Here is a 19,732-nt window from a genome sequence, read left to right as displayed (position 1 = left end):
CGTAGGTCGTGATTCAAGGTTCCGCCGTCACGGTGCCGCACCGACACCGGCGGGCGTCGGCCCGAGGCGTGCGGTCAGCGTATCGTTGCGGAAGAAGGTATAGGACAACGTGAGCGTCGAGATATCCGGCGGCAATGCCGGATCGACGATGAAGCGCACCGGCATCTCGCGCGACTCGCCGGCGGCGAGCGTCTGCGCGGTGAAGCAGAAGCATTCGGTCTTGACGAAATACTTCGACGCACGCGACGGCGCCACCGACGGCGCGGCGCTGCCGACGATCGCGCGACGCGCATCGTTCCTGGCGAAGTAGGTGGTTTCGTACGGCTTGCCGACCTGCACGCGCATCGACATGCGATCGGGATGGAACTGCCAGTCGAGCTTGGAGTTGACGTTGCCGTCGAACTCGACCGTCACCCAACGCGAACCCACCGCGCCCGCGCCGCCTTCGCGCTGCGGCCCCTGCGCAAGCTTGATGCCGAACACCTTCTCGCAGGCGATGCGATAGAGCGGCACCAGGCTGAAGGTGAAGCCGAAGGCCAGCAGCGACACCGCCACCAGCTTGCCCCAGCCCGCGTTGCGCGCGTCGGTGCTCATCGGGTCAATGCGGTGAATGCGATGAAGCCGATGAACACCGCGACCGCGAACAGCCCGAACCACAGCGCCGTACGACGCGCCCGCTGGGTGCGGACGTCGTCGGGTGTACGCGGAGCGTTCGGGACGGTCATGCGGTCGACGGGATCAGTGCGTGATGTCGCCGTGGGCGAGGTCGCCGTCGCGGATCACCGGCGGCACGGTGAAGGTGTGGTGCGGCGCCGGGCTCGGCACGGTCCACTCCAGGCCCTTCGCGCCTTCCCACACGCGCGCCGTCGCCGGCTCGCCGTACTTCTTCGAATGCCACAGCACGAACAGCATGATGAACGGCGTGAGGAACATGCCGAACGCGCCGATCGAGCTGACCATGTTCCAGTCGGCGAACACGACGTTGTAGTCGGGGATGCGGCGCGGCATGCCGGCGAGGCCCAGGAAGTGCTGCGGGAAGAACAGCAGGTTCACGAACACGATCGACCACCAGAAGTGGAAGCCCGCGAGCGCCTGGCTGTACATCTTGCCGGTCCACTTCGGCCACCAGTAGTAGGTCGCCGCGATGATCGAGAACAGCGCGCCGGTCACCAGCACGTAGTGGAAGTGCGCGACCACGAAGTAGGTGTCGTGGTACTGGAAGTCCGCCGGCACGATCGCGAGCATCAGCCCCGAGAAGCCGCCGATGGTGAACAGGATGACGAACGCGAGCGCCCACTTCATCGGCGCTTCGAAGCTCAGCGAGCCGCGCCACATCGTGGTGACCCAGTTGAACACCTTCACGCCGGTCGGGATCGCGATGAGCATCGTCGCGAACATGAAGTAGATCTCGCCACCGAGCGGCATGCCGACGGTGAACATGTGGTGCGCCCACACGATGAACGAGAGGAACGCGATCGACGCGGTCGCGTACACCATGGCCTGGTAGCCGAACAGCGGCTTGCGGCTGAAGGTCGGGATGATCTCCGACACGACGCCGAACGCCGGCAGGATCATGATGTAGACCTCGGGGTGACCGAAGAACCAGAAGATGTGCTGGAACATCACCGGGTCACCGCCACCGGCCACGTTGAAGAAGCTGGTGTGGAAGTACTTGTCGGTGAGCAGCATCGTCACCGCGCCGGCGAGCACCGGCATCACGGCGATCAGCAGGAATGCGGTGATCAGCCACGTCCAGCAGAAGATCGGCATCTTCAGCAGGTCGATGCCCGGCGCGCGCATGTTGAGGATGGTCGCGATGATGTTGATCGCGCCCATGATCGAGCTGATGCCCATCAGGTGGATCGCGAAGATCGCGAACGCCACGTTGTAGCCGCCCTGCAGCGACAGCGGCGGATACAGCGTCCAGCCGCCGGCGGGCGCGCCGCCGGGCAGGAAGAACGTCATCAGCAGCAGCGAGAACGCGAACGGCAGGATCCAGAAGGACCAGTTGTTCATGCGCGGCAGCGCCATGTCCGGCGCGCCGACCTGCAGCGGGATCATCCAGTTGCCGAGGCCGACGAAGGCCGGCATCACCCCGCCGAAGATCATCACCAGCGCGTGCATGGTGGTGAACGAGTTGAACAGCATGGGATCGAAGTACTGCAGGCCCGGCTTCATCAGCTCGGCGCGGATCAGCACCGACAGGCCCGCGCCGACGATGAACATCAGGAACGAGAACACCAGGTAGAGCGTGCCGATGTCCTTGTGGTTCGTCGAGAAGAACCAGCGCTCGATGAAGCCCTGCTGGTGGCCGTGCTCGTCGGTGTGATGGTCGGCGGCGGGATGCGTGACAGCCATGGGACTACCTCTGCGGAATCGGTGCGATCAGCCGGCGACCGGGGCGGTCGTGGCGTCGGTGTTCGGGGCGGCGGCGGTGGCCGGCTGCGAGTCGGCGGCGGGCTGCGCCTCGGCCGGCGCCGCGGGCGCCGGAGCAGCAGGCGCGGCGGCCGGCTGCGGCTGGTGCGCCGCGACCCACTGCTGGAACTCGGCCTTGGGCACGGCGCGCACGACGATCGGCATGAAGCCGTGGTCCTTGCCGCAGAGCTCGGCGCACTGGCCGCGGTAGACGCCCGGCTGGTCGACCTTCGCCCAGGCTTCGTTGATCTCGCCCGGGATGGCGTCCTGCTTCCAGCCCAGCGACGGCACCCACCACGCGTGGATCACGTCATCGGCGGTCACCACGAAGCGGATCTTGGTGCCGACCGGCACGACCAGTTCGTTGTCGACCTCGAGCAGGTAGTTCGGGTTGCTCGCAAGCGTCGGCACCTTGCCGCTCTGGCGCAGTGCGTCGCTCTCGCGCTTGAGGCGGCTGGTCATCGACACGCCCTGGCCGAGGTAGTCGTACTTCCACATCCACTGGTAGCCGGTGACCTTGATGGTCATCTCGGACTGGCGGACGTCGTACATGTTGATCAGCTTGTGCGTGGCCGGGAACGCCATCGCCACGAGGATCACGATCGGGATGACCGTCCAGAGGATCTCGAGCTTGGTGCTGTGGGTGAAGTCGACGTCCGCCACCGCACCCTTGGACTTGCGGAAACGGAACATCGCCACGGCCATCGCGCCGAACACGAGGATGCCGATCGCCACGCAGATCCACAGCGCGAGCATGTGCGCGTCGTACGCGTTGCGCGAGATCTGGGTGACGCCGTAGCGCATGTTCAGCTGCCACGGGTGGGGTCCGGACGGGTCCGGCTGGGCCTCCTGCGCAAAGGCGAGGACCGGCAGGGCGAGGGCGATCAGGCCCGCAGCCCCCTGCTTGATACGACCGGCTTTCATCAGATCGAGCCCCAGATCAGCAAATTGGCGTGAATTCGGATTTTTCCGCCGGCTGCCGTCCTGCGTCGCGCGCCGCGCGATCGACGGAAGGAAGGGGAAGCCGCTGACGGACCGGGAGGGCCGCCGACTGGCCGGAGCCAGAGGGTTACGGAAACCGCGAAATGTTAGCCCCGCACGGGGGGCCCGGCAAGCAAAAACGGTCGCGAAAGCCGCATCCGCGGGGCGTTCAGCGCGACCGCCGCGGGCGTGATCGCTAGACTACGCGGCTTCCGTCGCAGTTGTTGGGACCCGATGTCGACTCCTTCCCCCGCCGCGCCCGGCACCCCACCGGTGCACGTCCTGATCGCGCCGGAGCTGCCCGTCCCGCCGCCCGGCCCGCGCGCCGCCATCACCGCCGGCTGGGTGCGCGACGAGGCCGCCCACGTGCGCCGCCTGCTCGAGCAGGCGCGCCTGCCCGAGGCCGACCGCGCCGCCGTGAAGGCCACCGCCGCCGACCTGGTCACCCGGGTCCGGCGCCGCGCCCACGACCAGGGCGCGATCGAAGCCTTCATGCGCCAGTACGACCTCGGCAGCGAGGAAGGCGTGCTGCTGATGTGCGTGGCCGAGGCGCTGCTGCGCATCCCGGACGCTGAGACCGCCGACAAGCTGATCCGCGACAAGCTCGGCGACGCCGACTGGAAGCGCCACATGGGCCAGTCGCCGTCGGTGCTGGTCAACGCATCGACTTGGGGCCTGATGCTGACCGGCCACCTCGTCGACCTCGCCGACGAGACCAAGCGCGACGTGCACGGCGCCTTCAAGCGCCTGGTCGGCCGCGTCGGCGAACCGGTGATCCGCCTCGCAGTGCGCCAGGCGATGCGCATCATGGGCCACCAGTTCGTGATGGGCCGGACCATCGACGAAGCACTCGCGCGTTCGCGCAAGGGCGACAACGCGGCCTACCGCTATTCGTTCGACATGCTCGGCGAAGCCGCGCTTACGCAGGCCGACGCCGATCGTTACCTCGACGCCTACCGCATGGCGATCCATGCCATCGGCAAGCATTCGGCGGGCGAAGGCACTGTCGATCCGTCCAACGCCACCGCGGTATTCGGCGCGCCGTCGATCTCGGTGAAGCTGTCGGCGCTGCATCCGCGTTACGAGCAGGCCAAGCGTGCGCGTGTGCATGCCGAACTGACGCCGCGTGTGCTCGAACTCGCGCAACTCGCGAAGTCGTACGCGATCGGCTTCACCGTCGACGCGGAGGAAGCCGACCGCCTCGAACTGTCACTCGACGTCATCGCCGGTGCGTATGCGGACGCGTCGCTCGCGAACTGGGAAGGCTTCGGACTCGCGATCCAGGCGTATTCCGAGCGCTGCCCGGAAGTCATCGACTTCATCGCCGACCTCGCGCGGCGCACCGGCCGTCGTATCCCGGTGCGCCTGGTCAAGGGCGCGTACTGGGACGCCGAGGTCAAGCGCGCGCAGGTCGACGGCATGCCGGGCTACCCGGTGTTCACGCGCAAGCCGAATACCGATATCAGCTATCTCGCCAACGCGCGAAAGATGCTGGATTCGTCGGACGCGATCTATCCGATGTTCGCGACGCACAACGCGCAGACCATCGCGCACGTGCATCGCATGGCGGCCGGGCGCGCGTTCGAGTTCCAGAAGCTGCACGGCATGGGCGACGACCTCTACGCCGAAGTGATTCCGGCGGACCGCCTCAACGTGCCGTGCCGCGTCTACGCACCGGTCGGCTCGCACGAGGATCTGCTGCCGTACCTCGTGCGTCGCCTGCTCGAGAACGGCGCGAACTCGAGCTTCGTCAATCGCATCACCGATGAGTCGGTGCCGGTCGATGAACTGATCCGCGATCCGATCGAGATCGTGTCGCAGTTCGAATCGATCCCGCATCCCCGCATTCCGCTGCCGGTCGATCTGTACCGCAGCTTCGGCATTTCCAGGAGCAATTCGATGGGCGTGAATCTCGCCAACGACGACGCGCTGCGCGCGCTCGCCGACCAGGTCAATGCCGCGGCCGCGCAGCCGTGGTTCGCGGAGCCGCTCGTGGCGGGTGCGAAGGCGTCGGGCGAACGCATCGCGGTGACGAATCCGTCGGATCGTCGCGACGTCGTCGGCCACTGGATCGCCGCCGATGCCGCGCTGGTCGAGCGCGCACTCGCCAACGCGGCCGCTGCGCACGATGCATGGAACACCACGCCGGCCGCAAGCCGCGCCGCGATCCTCGAGCACGCCGCCAACCTGCTGGAAGCGCGCATGCCCGCCTACATCGCGATGTGCACGAAGGAAGCGGGCAAGACGATTCCGGACGGCATCGCTGAAGTGCGCGAGGCGGTCGACTTCCTGCGCTACTACGCCGAACAGGCGCGCACGATGTTCAAGCCGGAAGCGCTACCGGGGCCGACGGGCGAATCGAACACGCTGCAGCTGTCCGGCCGCGGCACGTTCGTGTGCATCTCGCCGTGGAATTTCCCGCTCGCGATCTTCATGGGCCAGGTGTGCGCCGCACTCGCCGCGGGCAACTGCGTGATCGCCAAGCCCGCCGAGCAGACCAACCTGATCGGCTACGCCGCGGTGAAGCTGCTGCACGAAGCCGGCGTGCCGGAAGCCGTGCTGCAGTTCCTGCCGGGCGACGGCGCGACCGTCGGCGCCGCACTCACGCGTGACGACCGCATCGCCGGCGTCGCGTTCACCGGCTCCACGGACACTGCGCGCGCGATCAACCGCGCGCTCGCCGCACGCGAGAACTCGTCCATCGGCATCCTCATCGCCGAGACCGGCGGCCAGAACGCACTGATCGCCGATTCGTCGTCGCTGCCCGAACAGGTGGTGAAGGATGCGATCGGTTCCGCGTTCACTTCCGCCGGCCAGCGCTGCTCCGCCGCGCGCGTCCTGTTCGTGCAGGACGACATCGCCGACAAGGTGACGAAGATGCTCGCCGGCGCGATGGCCGAGCTCGTCGTCGGTGACCCGGGGCTGCTGTCGACCGACGTCGGCCCGGTGATCGATGACGACGCATTGAAGCTGCTCGCGGATCACGCCGCACGCATGGATCGCGAAGCGACGAAGATCGCGGAAGTCTCGATGGGGGATGCCACCGTGCACGGCAGCTTCTTCGCGCCGCGCGCCTACGAGTTGCGCGCACTCGACCAGCTGCATCGCGAAGTGTTCGGCCCGGTGCTGCACGTGATCCGCTGGAAGGCCGACCAGCTCGACGCGGTGATCGATGCGATCAACGCGACGGGTTATGGCCTGACGCTCGGCGTGCATTCGCGCATCGATGCGACGATCGAGAAGATTTCGTCGCGCATCAAGGTCGGCAACTGCTACGTCAACCGCAACCAGATCGGCGCGGTGGTCGGCGTGCAGCCGTTCGGTGGCCAGAACCTGTCGGGCACCGGCCCGAAGGCCGGCGGCCCGCACTACCTGCCGCGTTTCACGACCGAGAAGACCATCACCGTCAACACGACGGCTGCGGGCGGCAACGCATCGCTGCTGACGCTGGGCGACTGATCGCACGCAACGCGACGAAAAAAGCCCCGCGAACGCGGGGCTTTTTTTTGGCGGTGGCTGCCGACGTAGAGCGATTGCGCCACTGACAGGGGGAGTCACGCGACTTGCGTCGGCACTGGTTGTCGAACAGGCCGACCCCTCGGCCGTTGGTCGCGTCGCCGCGAAATGCACGCGATGGTGACGCAGGCAGATCGAACGGCCCGACAGTCCTGTGAATCGCGGAAACCGAAGAGCGGCGCACAGGGATGTCGCCGTCCGCATCCGAGTCAGGAACGCGAGTGTGCGGATCGCGACAAACGATCACGTCGCCGGCTGTAGATCCGATCGGTGAAGGCACTTTCGTTTCGTTATCTTTTCTTTGCACCAAGAAGGACAGATAACCCTGCGCGTCAGCGTACGAAACGCCCTCGCCCCAACCTCGTCGAGCCAAAGAAAAAGCCCCGCCGAAGCGGGGCTTTCTTGCAACGCACGTGCAGCGAATTAGAACTTGTACTGAGCCGCCACGCCGAACAGGTCGGCATGCGCGTTGAAGACACCGGTCAGCTTCGAGCCGCTGGACGAGGTCGCGCCGTTGATGGTCGGGTCGTCGACGTTGATGCGCATGTACGCCGCATCGACGCTGAGGGACTCGTTGACGTTCCACGTCGCGCCGAGGGTGAAGATCTTGCGGTCCGCATCCGGCAGGCGCGGGGTGCGGTAGGTGTCGTTGGTCGGCGACTCGTCCAGCGCGATACCGGCGCGGAACGTCCACGACGGGCTCATGTCCCACTCGCCGCCGAGCGAGTAGAAGTTCGTGTCCTTCCACTGGAACGGCTCGTTGCCGAGCACGCCGCCACCGGAGCGGAAGATCTGCACGGACTTGAGCGAATGCCAGTCGGTGGCCTGGTAGTCGGCCATCATGCGGAAGTCGTCGTTGAAGTCGTACTCGACCGACACGGTCGTCGTGCTGGGCGTGGTCAGCGGGGCGCTGATGTCGCCGTCGCGGAACAGCGGGCCGGCCGGGGACGCCGCAACGGCGGCCGGCATGGTGAAGTCGGCCTTGCCCTGCAGGTCGTGGTCGATTTCGGAACGGTGGGCGACGCCGATGCTCAGCGCATCGGTCGGGCGCCACTGCAGGCCCACGCGCCAGCCGAAGCCGGTGTCGTCACCCGTGACCTCGACCGTGCCGTCGTTCGCCTGCGGGCGGAACGGATAGGCCGGGTTGAGGCAGTTGGCGACGCTGGCCGCGGCATTGCCCGGCACCGACTGCGAGCAGATCGCCGTACCGGCGTCGATCGCGTTCGACAGGGTCACGTCCGCGCGCTGCACGATCGCGCCGAAGCCGATCGAGAAACGGTCGGTGATCGCCACGGCGGCCGAGAGGTTGAGGTCGACCGTCTTCACGTCGGACTTGATGGCGTTGTAGCGGCCCACCCAGTTCGGGTCATATTCGGTCTTGAGGCCGAACGGCGCGTCGACGCTGACGCCAACGACGACCTTGTCCAGCGCGCCCGACAGCGGGAACACCGCGGCGAGGGCCGGAACGATGGTCGGGTCACCCGGGTCGCCGCCGTTGCCACCGCTGAGCGGAGCGGCCGGCGGGGTCGGCAGTGCGGTCTTGCCGCCGCCGGTGAATTCGGCATCGAGGTCGATGTCGGTCAGGTCGACGCGGACGGCGGCCTGGCTGAAGTTGACCATCGCGGCCGGGTTGTTGGAGACCACGGACGCGTCGTCCTTGGCAACCGTCGTGCCCGAGTTGGCGCGGCCGAGGTTCTTGACGCTGTTCTCGCGGATCTGGAAGCCGGAGGCGTGGGCGTTGCCCACTGCCAGCGCGCCGGCAACGCCGAGCGCGAGCGCCGTGAAGCGCATGAAGCCGTTCTGCATGTCTCTCTCCGAAGGAAATGTTCTGCTGCCGGTCGGGCCGGCTTCTGGCTGGCCGGCTCACGGCGACCATGCGGGGCCGAATATAGCCTTTAACCCTCGCATAACAATAGGCCGTCCGGCGGCGTCTGGGCGCGGAGGGCGGCCGTGCCGCATGATGCGCGGGCCCGACCGGAGCCTCCCCCGACCCGTGTTCGTCGCCATTCCTCCCCGTGAGAAACCGCCGCTGCCGTGGGCCATGCCCACGCTGTTCGTGGCGCTGTGGGGATGCTTCGTCGCCACCACGCTGCTGCCCGAGGCCGAACGCCAGCAGCTGGTGATGCAGTGGGGTGCGTTGTCGGGCGACCTGCGCTCGTGGCCGGAGCTGAAGGCGTCGGTCGCCGACGGCCACCTCGCCCGCCTCGTGACCGCGCTGTTCCTGCATGCGGACTGGGCGCACGTCGTCGGCAACCTGCTGTTCCTGCTGATCTTCGGCGTCGCCGCCGAGCGCGCGATGGGGCCGTGGCGGTTCCTGACGCTGTTCCTCGCCGGCGGCGCGGTGGCCAACCTCGCCGCCGTGCTCGCGATCGGCACGCCCGACCGCCTGATCATCGGCGCCAGCGGCGCGGTATCGGCGCTGATCGGTGCCTATCTGGCGCTGTTCCCGACCGCGCGCCTCGGCCTGGTCGTGCCGCTGGGCCTGTTCCTGCAGTTCGTGCGGATGCCGGCGGCAGTGCTGATCGGCCTGTGGGCGGGCCTGCAGCTGGTGTACACCTTCGTCGGGCCGGCGTTCGGCGCGGTGGCGTGGTCGGCGCACCTGGCGGGCTTCGCTTTCGGCGGCGCGTTCGCGGTGATCTCGCGCAAGGCGATCAAACGGCGGATGAAGCGCGAACCGCGGTTCTGACGATGCCGACCCGATGCGGCGCATCCTGTTGAATCACGGCGGCCCACGCCCCACTTCGATGCGACTCCGCCGAACGACGCCGACATGTCCAAGCCGCTCTACAAGGTGACCTTCCTCAACGCCGGCAAGGTGTACGAGCTGTACGCCCGCCACGTCGCCAGCGGTGCGATCTGGGGCTTCACGGAAGTCGGCGAGCTGGTGTTCGACGTCAACGAAGGCGTGGTCGTCGATCCCACCGAGGAACGCCTGCGCGACGAGTTCGGCAACACGCGCGTGCTGCACCTGCCGATGCATTCGATCGTGCGCATCGAGGAAGTCGAGCGCAAGGCGCAGTCGGCGATCCGCGACGCCACCACCGGCGAGCGGGTGGTGACGCCGTTTCCGATGCCGGGCAAGCCGCGCTGACGCTTACTTCTTTTTCGGCGCGGGCGTGGCCGGCTTGCTGGCTGCAGGCGCGACCGCAACGCCCGCCATGCGCTTGAGTTCGACCAGCGCCTGCTGCACGTAGCCGTCGCCGTCGAGCACGTCGCCCGCGTCTTCGTTGTCGTCGGCATCGCCGGCCAGATGGCCGGGCAGGCTCGCTTCCGACAGGAGCAGACGGGTGTCATCGGGTGCGCGCGGCGAGGTGTACGGCACGTCCGGCACGATGCCCAGCGCCTGGATCGACTTGCCGCTCGGCGTGAAGTAACGCGCGGTGGTGAGCTTCACCGAATCGCCGTTGTCCAGCGGAAGCACCGTCTGCACCGAGCCCTTGCCGAAGGTGCGGCTGCCGACGATGCGGGCGCGGCCGTTGTCCTTCAATGCGCCGGCGAGCACTTCCGACGCGCTCGCCGAGCCGCCGTCGACCAGCACCACCAGCGGCGCGCCGTCGAGGCGATCGCCCGGCGTCGCCGAGAACTGCGCGTCGCTGATCGAGATGCGACCGCGCGTGCTGACGATGCCGCCCTTGTCGAGCAGGTCGTCGGCGATCTGCACCGCGCTGGTCAACAGGCCGCCGGGATTGCTGCGCAGGTCCATGACCAGGCCGCGCAACTTGCCGTTCGCCTTGAGCTTGTCGAGCGCCTTCTCGAAGTCGGCGGCGGTCTCGGTCTGGAACGCGGCGACGCGCACGTAGCCGAACCCCGGCTCGAGCAGGCGGCTGCGCACCGAGGTGATGTGGATGGTGTCGCGCACCACGGTGAGCTGCAGCGGCTTCTTCGCGCCCTTGCGCACCACGGTGAGCACCACCTTGCTGCCCGCGGCGCCGCGCAACGGCGCGGAGGTATCGCCCTGGTCGGGGCCGAACGGCTTGCCGTCCATCGCAACGATGATGTCGCCCGACTTCAGTCCGGCTTTCGCCGCGGGCGTGTCGTCGATCGCCGAAACGACTTTCAGCGTGCCGTCCTTCTGGCGCTGCAGTTCGACGCCGATGCCTTCGTAGGCGCCGCGCGCGTTCTCGTCGAAATCCTCGGCGTCGGTCTTGTCGAAATACGTGCTGTGCGGATCGAGGTCGAGCAGCAGGCCGTGGATCGCGGCCTTCATCAGCTTGTCGTCGGTGACCGGCTCGACGTAGGCCTGCTTCACCGCGTTGTAGACGGTGACGAAGCGGCGGATCTCGTCGAGCGGCACCTTGTTCGCGTCTTCGTCGACCTTTGCCGCGGCCGCAGCCTTCGCAGCGGGCGCGGCCGGCGTGCTGGCCGGTGCCTTGGGGTCCGCTGCGGGCGCAGGCGTGGCCGGCGTTTCCTTCGGCGGGGCGGCGGGCGCGGGCGCCTGTTGCGCGGCCACGGGCAGCGCGGCGAGAAGAGCGAGGGCGAGCAGGCGGCGCATGGCGGCTCCGGAACGGGGGCGACGGTGGGACCGTCGAAGAAGCATCGAGTTCAGCACGTTAACCGGCCGCTCGGAAAGCGGCGTCGAGACGAGCTTCGCGCCGCGATCAACGACGACGCAGCCACGTGCCGGGGTCGACGGGCTGGCCGTTGCGGCGCAGCTCGAAATACAGCGACGGCCGGCCCTGCCCGCCCGACGTACCGACGGTGGCCACGCTGTCGCCGCGATGCACGCTGGCGCCGGTCTGCTTGAGCAGCGCGTCGTTGTGCGCATACAGGCTCATGTAGCCGTTGCCGTGGTCGATGATCAGCAACTGGCCGTAGCCGGTCATCCATTCGGAATAGACGACGGTGCCGTCGGCGACCGCGCGCACCGGCGCGCCCGCGTTGGCCGCGATCAGCAGGCCGTCGCTGCGTCGGCCGTCCGGCATCGTGCCGCCGTAACCCGCGAGCAACGCGCCCGACAGCGGCCAACCGAGGCCACCCACCTGCGGCGACGGCGCGCTGGCGACCTGCACCGGCGGGCGCACGACGCGTTTGGGCGGCGGCGGCAAACCCTTCGCCTGCGCGGCTTTCGCGGCCGCGGCATCGGCGGCCGCGGCTTCGCGCGCACGCTGTTCGGCGAGACGCTTCTGTTCGGCACGCGCTTTCGCCGCGGCGATGCGCAGTTTTTCGAGCAGTGATTCCAGCGCCTTCGCGTCGCGACCCAGCGCCTGCTCCCGCGCCGCGCGGTCCTTGTACTTGGCGTCGAGCTGCGCAACGAGCGCCGCACGCTCTGCGCGATCGTGTTCCAGCTTCTTCAGCTGATCGGCCTGCGCCTGCTGCGCCGCGGTGAGCTCGCCCGTGCGCTGCGCGATCTCGGCTTCGACGCGATCGAGCTCGGCGAGCTGCGCGGTGAGCTCACGGATGCGCTGCGCGCGCGCCTTCTCCAGATACGCGTGATAGGTGAGCAGGCGCTGCGCATCCTCGACGCGATCGCGCGCGAGCAATGACTTCAGCGGGCCCGCAGGTCCCTGTCGATCCGCCGCACGCAGCAGCGTCGCCAGTTCCTCGCGCGCGCCGCCCAGCGTGGTGCGCAGTTGCGCCTGCTGCGTGCGCAGCTGCGCGAGCCGCGCCTTCTCGTCTTCGATGCGCGACTGCGTGGTCTGCAGCTGCACGCCGCTGCGCCCGACCTGTTCGTCGGCCTGTCGCAACTGCTGGCTCGCACTGCCGCGCTGCGTCTCGATCTGCCGACGCTCCTGCGCGACGCCCTGCAATTCGCGCTTGATCGCCTGCAGTTTCTTCTCCGTGCCGCGCGTGTCCTGCGCCGCGCCAGCCATCGTCGGCGGCAGCAGCAGCATCACTGCGAACAACGCGGCGCGCAGGCGCATGCGTCAGCCCTTCAGCAGGCTCGTGCCGGTCATTTCGACCGGCACGTCGACGCCCAGCAGATCGAGAATGGTCGGCGCGACGTCGCGCAATGCACCGCCGGACCGCAACGCGGCTGCGCGCGGCCCGCAGTACACGAACGGCACCGGCCCGACCGTATGTGCGGTATGCGGCTGGCCCGTCGACGCGTCGCGCATCATTTCCAGGTTGCCGTGGTCTGCGGTGACCAGCAGCGCGCCGTGCATGTCGGCGACCGCCGCGCGGATCGCGCCGATCGCGACGTCGACCGCTTCGGCCGCCTTGATCGCCGCGCTGATGATGCCGGTGTGGCCGACCATGTCGGGATTGGCGATGTTGCAGATGGCGACGTCGATGGCGCCCGAACGGATCGCCGCGCAGAGCCTGTCGGTGACTTCGGGGCAGCTCATTTCCGGCTGCAGGTCGTACGTCGCCACCTTCGGGCTGGGCACGAGGATGCGCGTTTCACCGGCGTATTCGTCCTCGCGGCCGCCGCTGAAGAAGAAGGTGACGTGCGCGTACTTCTCGGTCTCGGCGATGCGCAGTTGCTTGAGCCCGTGGTCGGCGAGGACTTCGCCCAACGTGTTGCGAAGATCATCCGGGCCGAACGCGACCGGCGCCGGAAGCTTCGCGTCGTATTCGGTGAGGCAGACGAAACGCGACAGCCGCGGACGGCGCGCATCGAAGCCATCGAACGTGGGCAGCACGAACGCGGCGGTGAGCTGGCGCGCGCGATCGGCGCGGAAGTTCATGAAGACGATGGCGTCGCCGTCGTGCATGCCCGTGTAACCGTCGAGCACGGTCGGCGCGACGAACTCGTCGTTCTCGCCGCGCGCGTACGCGGCCTCGAGCGCGGCCTGCGCATCGGTCGCGCCGTGCGCCGCGCGTGCGTCGACCATCGCGTCCCAGGCGCGCTGCACGCGATCCCAGCGCTTGTCGCGGTCCATCGCGAAATAGCGGCCGCCAACGGTCGCGATGCGCGCATTGCCGAGCTTGTCGCAGACCTCCTGCAACGCACGTAGGCTCGGTTCCGCCGACTGCGGCGGCGTGTCGCGACCGTCGAGGAACGCATGCACGGCAACCTTCGCGACGCCGAGGCGATGCGCCATCTCCAGCATCGCGACGATGTGCCGCTCGTGGCTGTGCACGCCGCCGGGCGAGAGCAGGCCCATCACGTGCAGGGTCGCGTTCGCGGCCTTCGCACTTTCGCAGGCCGCGCGCAGTTCGGCGTTGTCAAAGAACGTGCCGTCCTCGATCGCCGCGTCAACGCGCGTCAGGTCCTGGTAGACGATGCGGCCGGCGCCGAGGTTCATGTGGCCGACCTCGGAATTGCCCATCTGCCCGTCCGGCAGGCCGACATGGCGGCCTTCGGTATGGATCAGCGTGTTGGGGCAGTCGCGCACCAGCGCGTCCCAGTTCGGCAGCGACGCCTGCGCCAGCGCGTTGTCGGTGGGATCGTCGCGGTGGCCCCAGCCGTCGAGGATGAGGAGGACAACGGGCTTCACGGCGGGAGCGTTCGACACGGCGGGGACCTGTGACTTCGGGCAGGTGCCCGGCGGGTGCGGAAGCGCGATTGTAGCGGCGCATGATCAACGCCCCGCCGCACGGCGCTTAAACCTTCGCGCCGCCTGCCGCATCGAATGCCGTACAGACCACGAGGAAACGCCATGCGTACCCGCTTGATGATCCTGCCGCTCGCCCTCGGCCTCGCGCTGGCGGCCAACGCCGCCGCCGAAGACCGCACCAGCATCGACAAGGTGAACGGCAGCATCCACGCCGAAGCCGGCCGCGCCTATGGCAGCCTCGAGACCGTCAACGGTGGCATCGAGATCGACGCCAACGTGCAGACCGGCTCCGCCGAGACCGTGAATGGCGGCATCCGCGTCGGCGACGGCGCGCAGGTGGGCGAGCTCACCACCGTCAACGGCGGCATCCACGTCGGTTCGCGCCTGCGCATCGCTGGCGACGTCACCACGGTCAATGGCGGCATCTTCGTCGATACGGGCAGCACCATTTCCGGTGGCATCGAAACGGTGAATGGTGCGATCGGGCTGGTGGGCACGGACCTGTCGCGCGGCATCCGCACGGTGAACGGCGACGTCACGGTCGGCGTCGGCAGCCACGTGCACGGCGGCATCACCGTCGAGAAGCCGCACATGCAGATGATCAGCTTCCACAAGCGCGATCCGCGCATCGTCATCGGGCCGAATGCGCAGGTGGACGGCGCGCTGGTGTTCGAGCGTCCGGTCACGCTGTATGTGCACGACAGCGCGAAGATCGGGCCGGTGACGGGAGCCACGGCGATCCGCTTCAGTGGGGCGACGCCGCCGGCTGCGCCGTAAGCTTCACGTTGTTCTCGTCGTGACGGGGCCGCCTCTGGGCGGCTTCGTTTTTTAGGGTGCTGCGGTGACGGGCGCTGACTGCGCGCGTGGGGTTTCTTACGCTTCGGATCGGGCGTTATTGCTCGTTGCTCGTTGGGCGTTGGGCGTCGCTGCGAGTTGCGGGAAGCAAAGGCGTTTCGTGCGCTAACGCGCCCGAGTTACTTTTCTTTGCTGGTGCAAAGAAAAGATAACCAAAAGAAAGCACCTTCCCCGATCAGATCTACAGCGCGCGGTCGTGTGAGCGCGCCGCGATCCGCACACTCGCCATCCTGGCTCGGGTGCGGACGGCGGCCATCCATGGCCGCCGCCCTTCGGGTCTGACGACTGCCGCTGCCGATTGCGGCTTTTGTTGAATCGCCCTTTGCGGACGTTCACGCGCGCTTTCGTTCGCGGACTGACGCGCGTGTGCGCGACTGACGTGGTTCTCAGCTGGTGTGATCGCCGAGGGCGTGCGGGTTGTTCGCGTGCTGGCGGCTCAAACGTAGCGGCCATCGCACGTCGGTTGCTGCCGAAACAGATCGGTCGATTCACTTCTCCAGCGAACGTTGAAGTGCGTGCCGGTGTGCTGTTCCCGCGCGCAAAGAAAAAGCCGCCTTTCGGCGGCTTTTTCTCGATTGCGATGTCGCTTACTTGGCGCGGACTTCGAAGTTGCCGTACGGCTTGAGCTGCTCCGCGACGGCCTTGGGATCGCCGACCACCACGATCGACTGGTCCTTCGGGTCGAAGTATTTGCGGCTCATTGCCTGCACCTGGGCGGCGTCGACGGCGCGGATCTTCGGCACGTATTCGCCCAGGAATTCCGCAGGCAGGCCGACCAGCCAGTTGCTGGCCAGCGTGCCGGCGACGGCGGCCTGCATCTGGTTGCTCAGCAGGTAGCCGCCGGCGACGTAGCGCTTGGTGTCCTCGAGTTCCTGCGCGGGAACGGGTTCGTCGCCCATGCGCTTGAACTCGGCCATGAACTCCTTGAGCGATGCACCGGTCACCTCGTTGCGTACGTCGGCCGATGCGCTGATGCGGCCGCCTTCGCGGAGCGCGCTGGAACCGCCACGCGCGCCGTAGGTGTAGCCCTTGTCCTCGCGCAGGTTCTGCATGAGGCGCGAGCTGAAGCCGCCACCCAGAACGGTGCCCGCGAGCTGCAGCGGGACATAGTCCGCGTCGGTCGCGGCGATGCCCGGGCGGCCGAGGCGGATGGCCGACTGCACGCTGCCGTCGCGCTGTACGAGTACGTACTTCGGTGCGGTCGTGCGTGGCGCGGGCGGCGTGTCGGCGAGCGCGTTACCGGTCGACTTCCAGTCGCCGAACGCCGCATTGACCGCGCGCATGACGTCGTCGCGATTGACCGGGCCGGTGACGACGAGCAGGGCGCGATCCGGACGAAAGCGCTGCGCGTACGCATCGCGCAGCAGTTGCGGCGTCACCGACATGATCGACGCTTCGGTCGGCTGCGTATGCGCATACGGGTGGTCGCCATACACGGCTTCCGCGAGCGCGCGCTCGGCCTTGAAGCCGGGCTGCGCTTCGGATGCCTTCAGGCTCTGCAGTGCATTCGCCTGCGCGAGCTTCACTTCGTTGTCGGGGAACGTCGGCGTGCGCGCGACTTCGCCTAGCAGCGCGAGCATTTCGCCGGTATGCGACGCCAGCGCATTCGCCGACACCATCACGCCGTCGTTGGTCGCGCCGGCGCCGACACCGCCGCCAAGGCCCTGCGCGAGTTCGGCGATCGACTTCGAATCGTGCTTCGCCGTGCCTTCGTTGAGCAGGCCGGCCAGCGTGGTGGCGAAGCCGGGATGTTGTGCGTCGTCAGCAGCGAGGCCGGCGCCGCGCACCGCGAGCACCGCATCGACGCGCGGCAGGCCCGAGCGCGGAACGATCCACACCTCGAGTCCATTCGACAGCGTGGTCTTCTGGATGGCCGGGACGGGCAGCGGGCGGTCCGGCGCGTACGGCGGCAGGTCGGTCGGCAGCACGGCCTTGGGTCCCGCAACCGCGGCACCCGCGATCGCCAGCGACACGGCAGCGGCGAGCAGGGAAATCGTCTTCATCGTCGTCTCCTTACTTGCCGGCGGCCGGTGCGGCCGGCGCGGCCTTCGCCATCGCGGTCGGAACGCGGTCGATGACGGTGCGGTTGGTGCGCGCGAGATACGTCTTCGCCACGCGCTGCAGGTCGGCGCTGGTCACGCCCTCGATCCACGCCGGGATCTTGTTGACCACGTTCGCGTCGCCCCACAGCGTCTGCAGCTTGGCGACGGTGTCGGCGCGGTTGATGAACGACTCGAGGCCGTTGTACCAGTCAGCCAGCATCTTGGTCTTGACGCGCTTGAGTTCGGCGTCGCTCACGCCGTCCTTCGCGACCTTCGCGATCTCTTCGTCCATCGCCGCCAGCACCGCATCGGCGGACGTGGTCGGCTTGTACAGCGCGAACGCGGTGAACAGCGTCGGGCCGTCGTATTCCCACGGGCTGGTCAGGCCGTACAGCGAGTCGACGTTGATCGCGAGCTGCCGGCCTTTCACCAGGCCCTGGTAGAAGCGCGACGCATCGCCGCCGGCGAGCACGTCGCCGAGCACCGCCATCGCCGCCTGATCCTTGCTGCCACGCTCCGGCATCTTCCACGCCGCTGCCACGGCCGGAACCTGCGCAAGCGCGTCGGTCTGCTGGATGCGCTTTTCCGCGGTATTCAGGCCTTCCTTGACGTCGGGACGCTTCGGCGTCGTTCGCGCGGGAATGCCGCCAAAGTATTTCTGTGCGAGCGCGAATGCCTGATCCGGCGTCACGTCGCCCGAAATGCCAAGCACCGCGTTGTTCGGGCCGTAGAAGTCGCGATGGAAGCTCGACACGTCATCGAGGCTCGCGCCCTCAAGATCCTTGAAGCTGCCGTAGCCGTCGTGGTTGTTTTCCCACTTGTTGAAGGCCTGCTGCCCGATGTCGATCCACATGAAGCCGCCATACGGCTGGTTCTTCACGTTGACGCGGATCTCTTCCTTCACCACGTCCTGCTGGTTCTTCAGCGTGACCGGATTGAAGTCGAGCGTCTTCATGCGATCGGCTTCGAGCCACATGATCGGCTCGAGCGCGGACACGGGCGCCATCTCGATGTAGTTGGTGAAATCCGGACGCGTCGAACCGTTGTTGCGACCGCCGCCACCGGTGATCACCTTGTCGAACACGCCTTCCTTCGCATTCGGCGTGCCTTCGAACATCAGGTGCTCGAACAGGTGCGCGAAGCCCGTGCGGTTCTTCGGCTCCAGGCGCATGCCGACGTGGTAGACCATCGACACGCCCACCGTCGGCGAGCTGTGGTCCTCGGAGACGACGACGGTCAGGCCGTTGTCGAGTTTCTTGACGGCCACCGGCACCTGCCAGCGATCGGGCGTCGCGGCGTGCGCGGACGCGGTGATGAGCAGCCCGCCGAGGAGCGCGGGCAGTAGACGACGTCGCATCGGAATTCCCCTTCCGGTTGGAAGCGGGCAGGGTAACGGGAAATTCGGGTGATTCCGGCCGCCGGAAGTCATGGCGGCCGTGCGGCATGCTCGGGTAGGCTCGCGCGACCACTCCTTGGGGACCGTCATGCCGATCTCGATCGCTTACTGGTGCGTGCTGATCGCCGCCGCACTGCCGTACCTGTGGACCGTGATCGCCAAGTCCCGCGGGGAGCGTTACGACAACCGCGAACCGCGCGTCTGGCTGGCCCGCCAGACCGACCCGCGCGTCCAACGCGCGAACGGCGCACAGATGAATGCGTTCGAGGCGTTCCCGGCGTTCGCGGCGGGCGTGATCCTCGCGCACCTTGCCGGCGTCGCGGACGACCGCGTGTCCCTGCTCGCGATCATCTTCATCGTCGCCCGCGTACTGCACGGCGCGTTCTACATCGCCGGGCTGCCACGGGCACGCAGCCTGAGCTGGGCCGCCGGCATCCTGTGCGTCTTCGCGTTGCTGGGGCAGGCAGCGATCGCCGCGTAGTCGTCATGGTGTGCATCCGGATGCAGACCGACGCTGGGGAGTAGCAGGGCGGCGACTGGTTGCGGTTCGCGGCCTAAGGCATTTCGGGCGGTGGCGGTGTTCGTCGTGGCTGCTGGTTCTACCCACCGGTCGCACGCGCTACGCGATTGGCGAGGCATTTGGGCAACTTGACGTTGTGGCAGCCCTCGGCACGGAAAACCCTCCAGCTCCTTCCGCTGCGCCCCGATGGCCTTCGTCCCAACCGGAAAGTGCCATGACAAAAGGTCGCGCCAAAACGGCGCGACGTCGTGGACAAGCGCGGCGCTCTCAAGAACCGCTGGCCGAGGCGGTCGGCACCCCCGACGCCCTGGCCGCAGGGCGGTTCGATAGCTTTTTCCGGCGGAGTTGAAGGCCCGCTCGCTGCGCGGCCGTGGCGTCTCAGCGAAGCGGCCATGGCGGCGGCGTGGGCCACGCCCAGTGCGAAGCCTCCGACCGCCAGCCCGGATGCGGCCGGCGGAGCTAACGGTTGCGTCGGGGCCGGCTTTGCGTGCGAACGGGTCAGCGGCCTGTGGCGCTTCAAGTAACTCAGGCGACGATCCGCACGCCCCGATTATCTCGCCGGCGC

The 19,732-nt window shown here is 67.9% G+C and carries 15 protein-coding genes; 5 read left to right on the top strand and 10 right to left on the bottom strand.

All coding sequences use genetic code 11. The features are described 5' to 3' along the window. Positions 1-27 precede the first annotated feature (27 nt). Genes ACKTTN_RS11805 through coxB form a run of 4 tightly spaced genes read right to left on the bottom strand, consistent with a single transcriptional unit; the run spans position 28 to position 3,339 of the window. Positions 28-594 carry a cytochrome c oxidase assembly protein gene (locus ACKTTN_RS11805; protein WP_407910096.1) on the bottom strand — a complete coding sequence of 189 codons (567 nt, stop codon included), beginning with the start codon at positions 592-594 and terminating at the stop codon, positions 28-30. Then, positions 591-725, bottom strand: a complete 135-nt coding sequence (locus ACKTTN_RS11800) for a hypothetical protein (RefSeq protein WP_407910095.1) — start codon at positions 723-725, stop codon at positions 591-593. Before ACKTTN_RS11800 ends, ACKTTN_RS11805 begins: the two co-directional genes overlap by 4 nt. A 13-nt stretch (positions 726-738) precedes the next feature. Continuing rightward, complete coding sequence (gene ctaD / locus ACKTTN_RS11795; RefSeq protein WP_407910094.1) at positions 739-2,358, bottom strand: cytochrome c oxidase subunit I; 1,620 nt, start codon at positions 2,356-2,358, stop codon at positions 739-741. A gap of 27 nt (positions 2,359-2,385) precedes the next feature. Continuing rightward, a complete protein-coding gene (coxB, locus tag ACKTTN_RS11790) occupies positions 2,386-3,339 on the bottom strand; it encodes a cytochrome c oxidase subunit II (protein ID WP_407910093.1) in 954 nt (317 codons plus the stop codon). Between the two features lie 291 nt (positions 3,340-3,630). Between coxB and putA the strand changes: the two genes are divergently transcribed. Next, positions 3,631-6,855: a bifunctional proline dehydrogenase/L-glutamate gamma-semialdehyde dehydrogenase PutA gene (gene putA, locus ACKTTN_RS11785; RefSeq protein WP_407910092.1), complete on the top strand. Its 3,225-nt coding sequence runs from the start codon at positions 3,631-3,633 to the stop codon at positions 6,853-6,855. 480 nt (positions 6,856-7,335) lie between these two features. Here putA and ACKTTN_RS11780 read toward each other — a convergent pair whose 3' ends face one another. Continuing rightward, entirely contained in the window at positions 7,336-8,718 is a 1,383-nt protein-coding gene (locus ACKTTN_RS11780) for an OmpP1/FadL family transporter (RefSeq protein ID WP_407910091.1), read from the bottom strand. Positions 8,719-8,905: 187 nt separating this feature from the next. On the opposite strand from ACKTTN_RS11780, the gene ACKTTN_RS11775 reads away from it, so the two are divergent. After that, the gene (locus ACKTTN_RS11775) at positions 8,906-9,598 is read left to right on the top strand and encodes a rhomboid family intramembrane serine protease (RefSeq protein WP_407910090.1); all 693 of its coding nucleotides are present in this window, start codon (positions 8,906-8,908) and stop codon (positions 9,596-9,598) included. 84 nt (positions 9,599-9,682) lie between these two features. Further along, entirely contained in the window at positions 9,683-10,003 is a 321-nt protein-coding gene (locus ACKTTN_RS11770; RefSeq protein ID WP_407910089.1) for a DUF1820 family protein, read from the top strand. A gap of 3 nt (positions 10,004-10,006) precedes the next feature. Here ACKTTN_RS11770 and ACKTTN_RS11765 read toward each other — a convergent pair whose 3' ends face one another. The 3 genes from ACKTTN_RS11765 to gpmI form a co-directional block, all read right to left on the bottom strand. Further along, complete coding sequence (locus tag ACKTTN_RS11765; RefSeq protein WP_407910088.1) at positions 10,007-11,404, bottom strand: S41 family peptidase; 1,398 nt, start codon at positions 11,402-11,404, stop codon at positions 10,007-10,009. A 106-nt stretch (positions 11,405-11,510) separates the two neighbouring features. Next, positions 11,511-12,773 (bottom strand): murein hydrolase activator EnvC family protein, encoded by a 1,263-nt coding sequence (locus ACKTTN_RS11760; RefSeq protein WP_407910087.1) that lies wholly within the window; start codon positions 12,771-12,773, stop codon positions 11,511-11,513. Positions 12,774-12,776: 3 nt separating this feature from the next. After that, a complete protein-coding gene (gene gpmI / locus ACKTTN_RS11755; protein WP_407910086.1) occupies positions 12,777-14,312 on the bottom strand; it encodes a 2,3-bisphosphoglycerate-independent phosphoglycerate mutase in 1,536 nt (511 codons plus the stop codon). A 144-nt stretch (positions 14,313-14,456) separates the two neighbouring features. On the opposite strand from gpmI, the gene ACKTTN_RS11750 reads away from it, so the two are divergent. Then, positions 14,457-15,131, top strand: coding sequence for a hypothetical protein (locus ACKTTN_RS11750; RefSeq protein ID WP_407910085.1), 675 nt, complete (start codon positions 14,457-14,459; stop codon positions 15,129-15,131). Positions 15,132-15,796: 665 nt separating this feature from the next. Here ACKTTN_RS11750 and ACKTTN_RS11745 read toward each other — a convergent pair. Together ACKTTN_RS11745 and ACKTTN_RS11740 are read right to left on the bottom strand one after the other, a co-directional pair. Beyond that, positions 15,797-17,212, bottom strand: a complete 1,416-nt coding sequence (locus ACKTTN_RS11745; protein ID WP_407910084.1) for a M16 family metallopeptidase — start codon at positions 17,210-17,212, stop codon at positions 15,797-15,799. Between the two features lie 10 nt (positions 17,213-17,222). Continuing rightward, positions 17,223-18,608, bottom strand: a complete 1,386-nt coding sequence (locus tag ACKTTN_RS11740; RefSeq protein WP_407910083.1) for a M16 family metallopeptidase — start codon at positions 18,606-18,608, stop codon at positions 17,223-17,225. A 127-nt stretch (positions 18,609-18,735) separates the two neighbouring features. On the opposite strand from ACKTTN_RS11740, the gene ACKTTN_RS11735 reads away from it, so the two are divergent. Then, a complete protein-coding gene (locus tag ACKTTN_RS11735; RefSeq protein ID WP_407910082.1) occupies positions 18,736-19,128 on the top strand; it encodes an MAPEG family protein in 393 nt (130 codons plus the stop codon). The last annotated feature ends 604 nt before the right edge of the window (positions 19,129-19,732 follow it).

The organism is Lysobacter claricitrinus (assembly GCF_045866565.1).
Lineage (GTDB): Bacteria > Pseudomonadota > Gammaproteobacteria > Xanthomonadales > Xanthomonadaceae > Cognatilysobacter > Cognatilysobacter claricitrinus.
The sequence above is the reverse complement of the archived record's forward strand: the minus strand, read 5'-3'. Positions and strand labels throughout refer to the sequence as shown.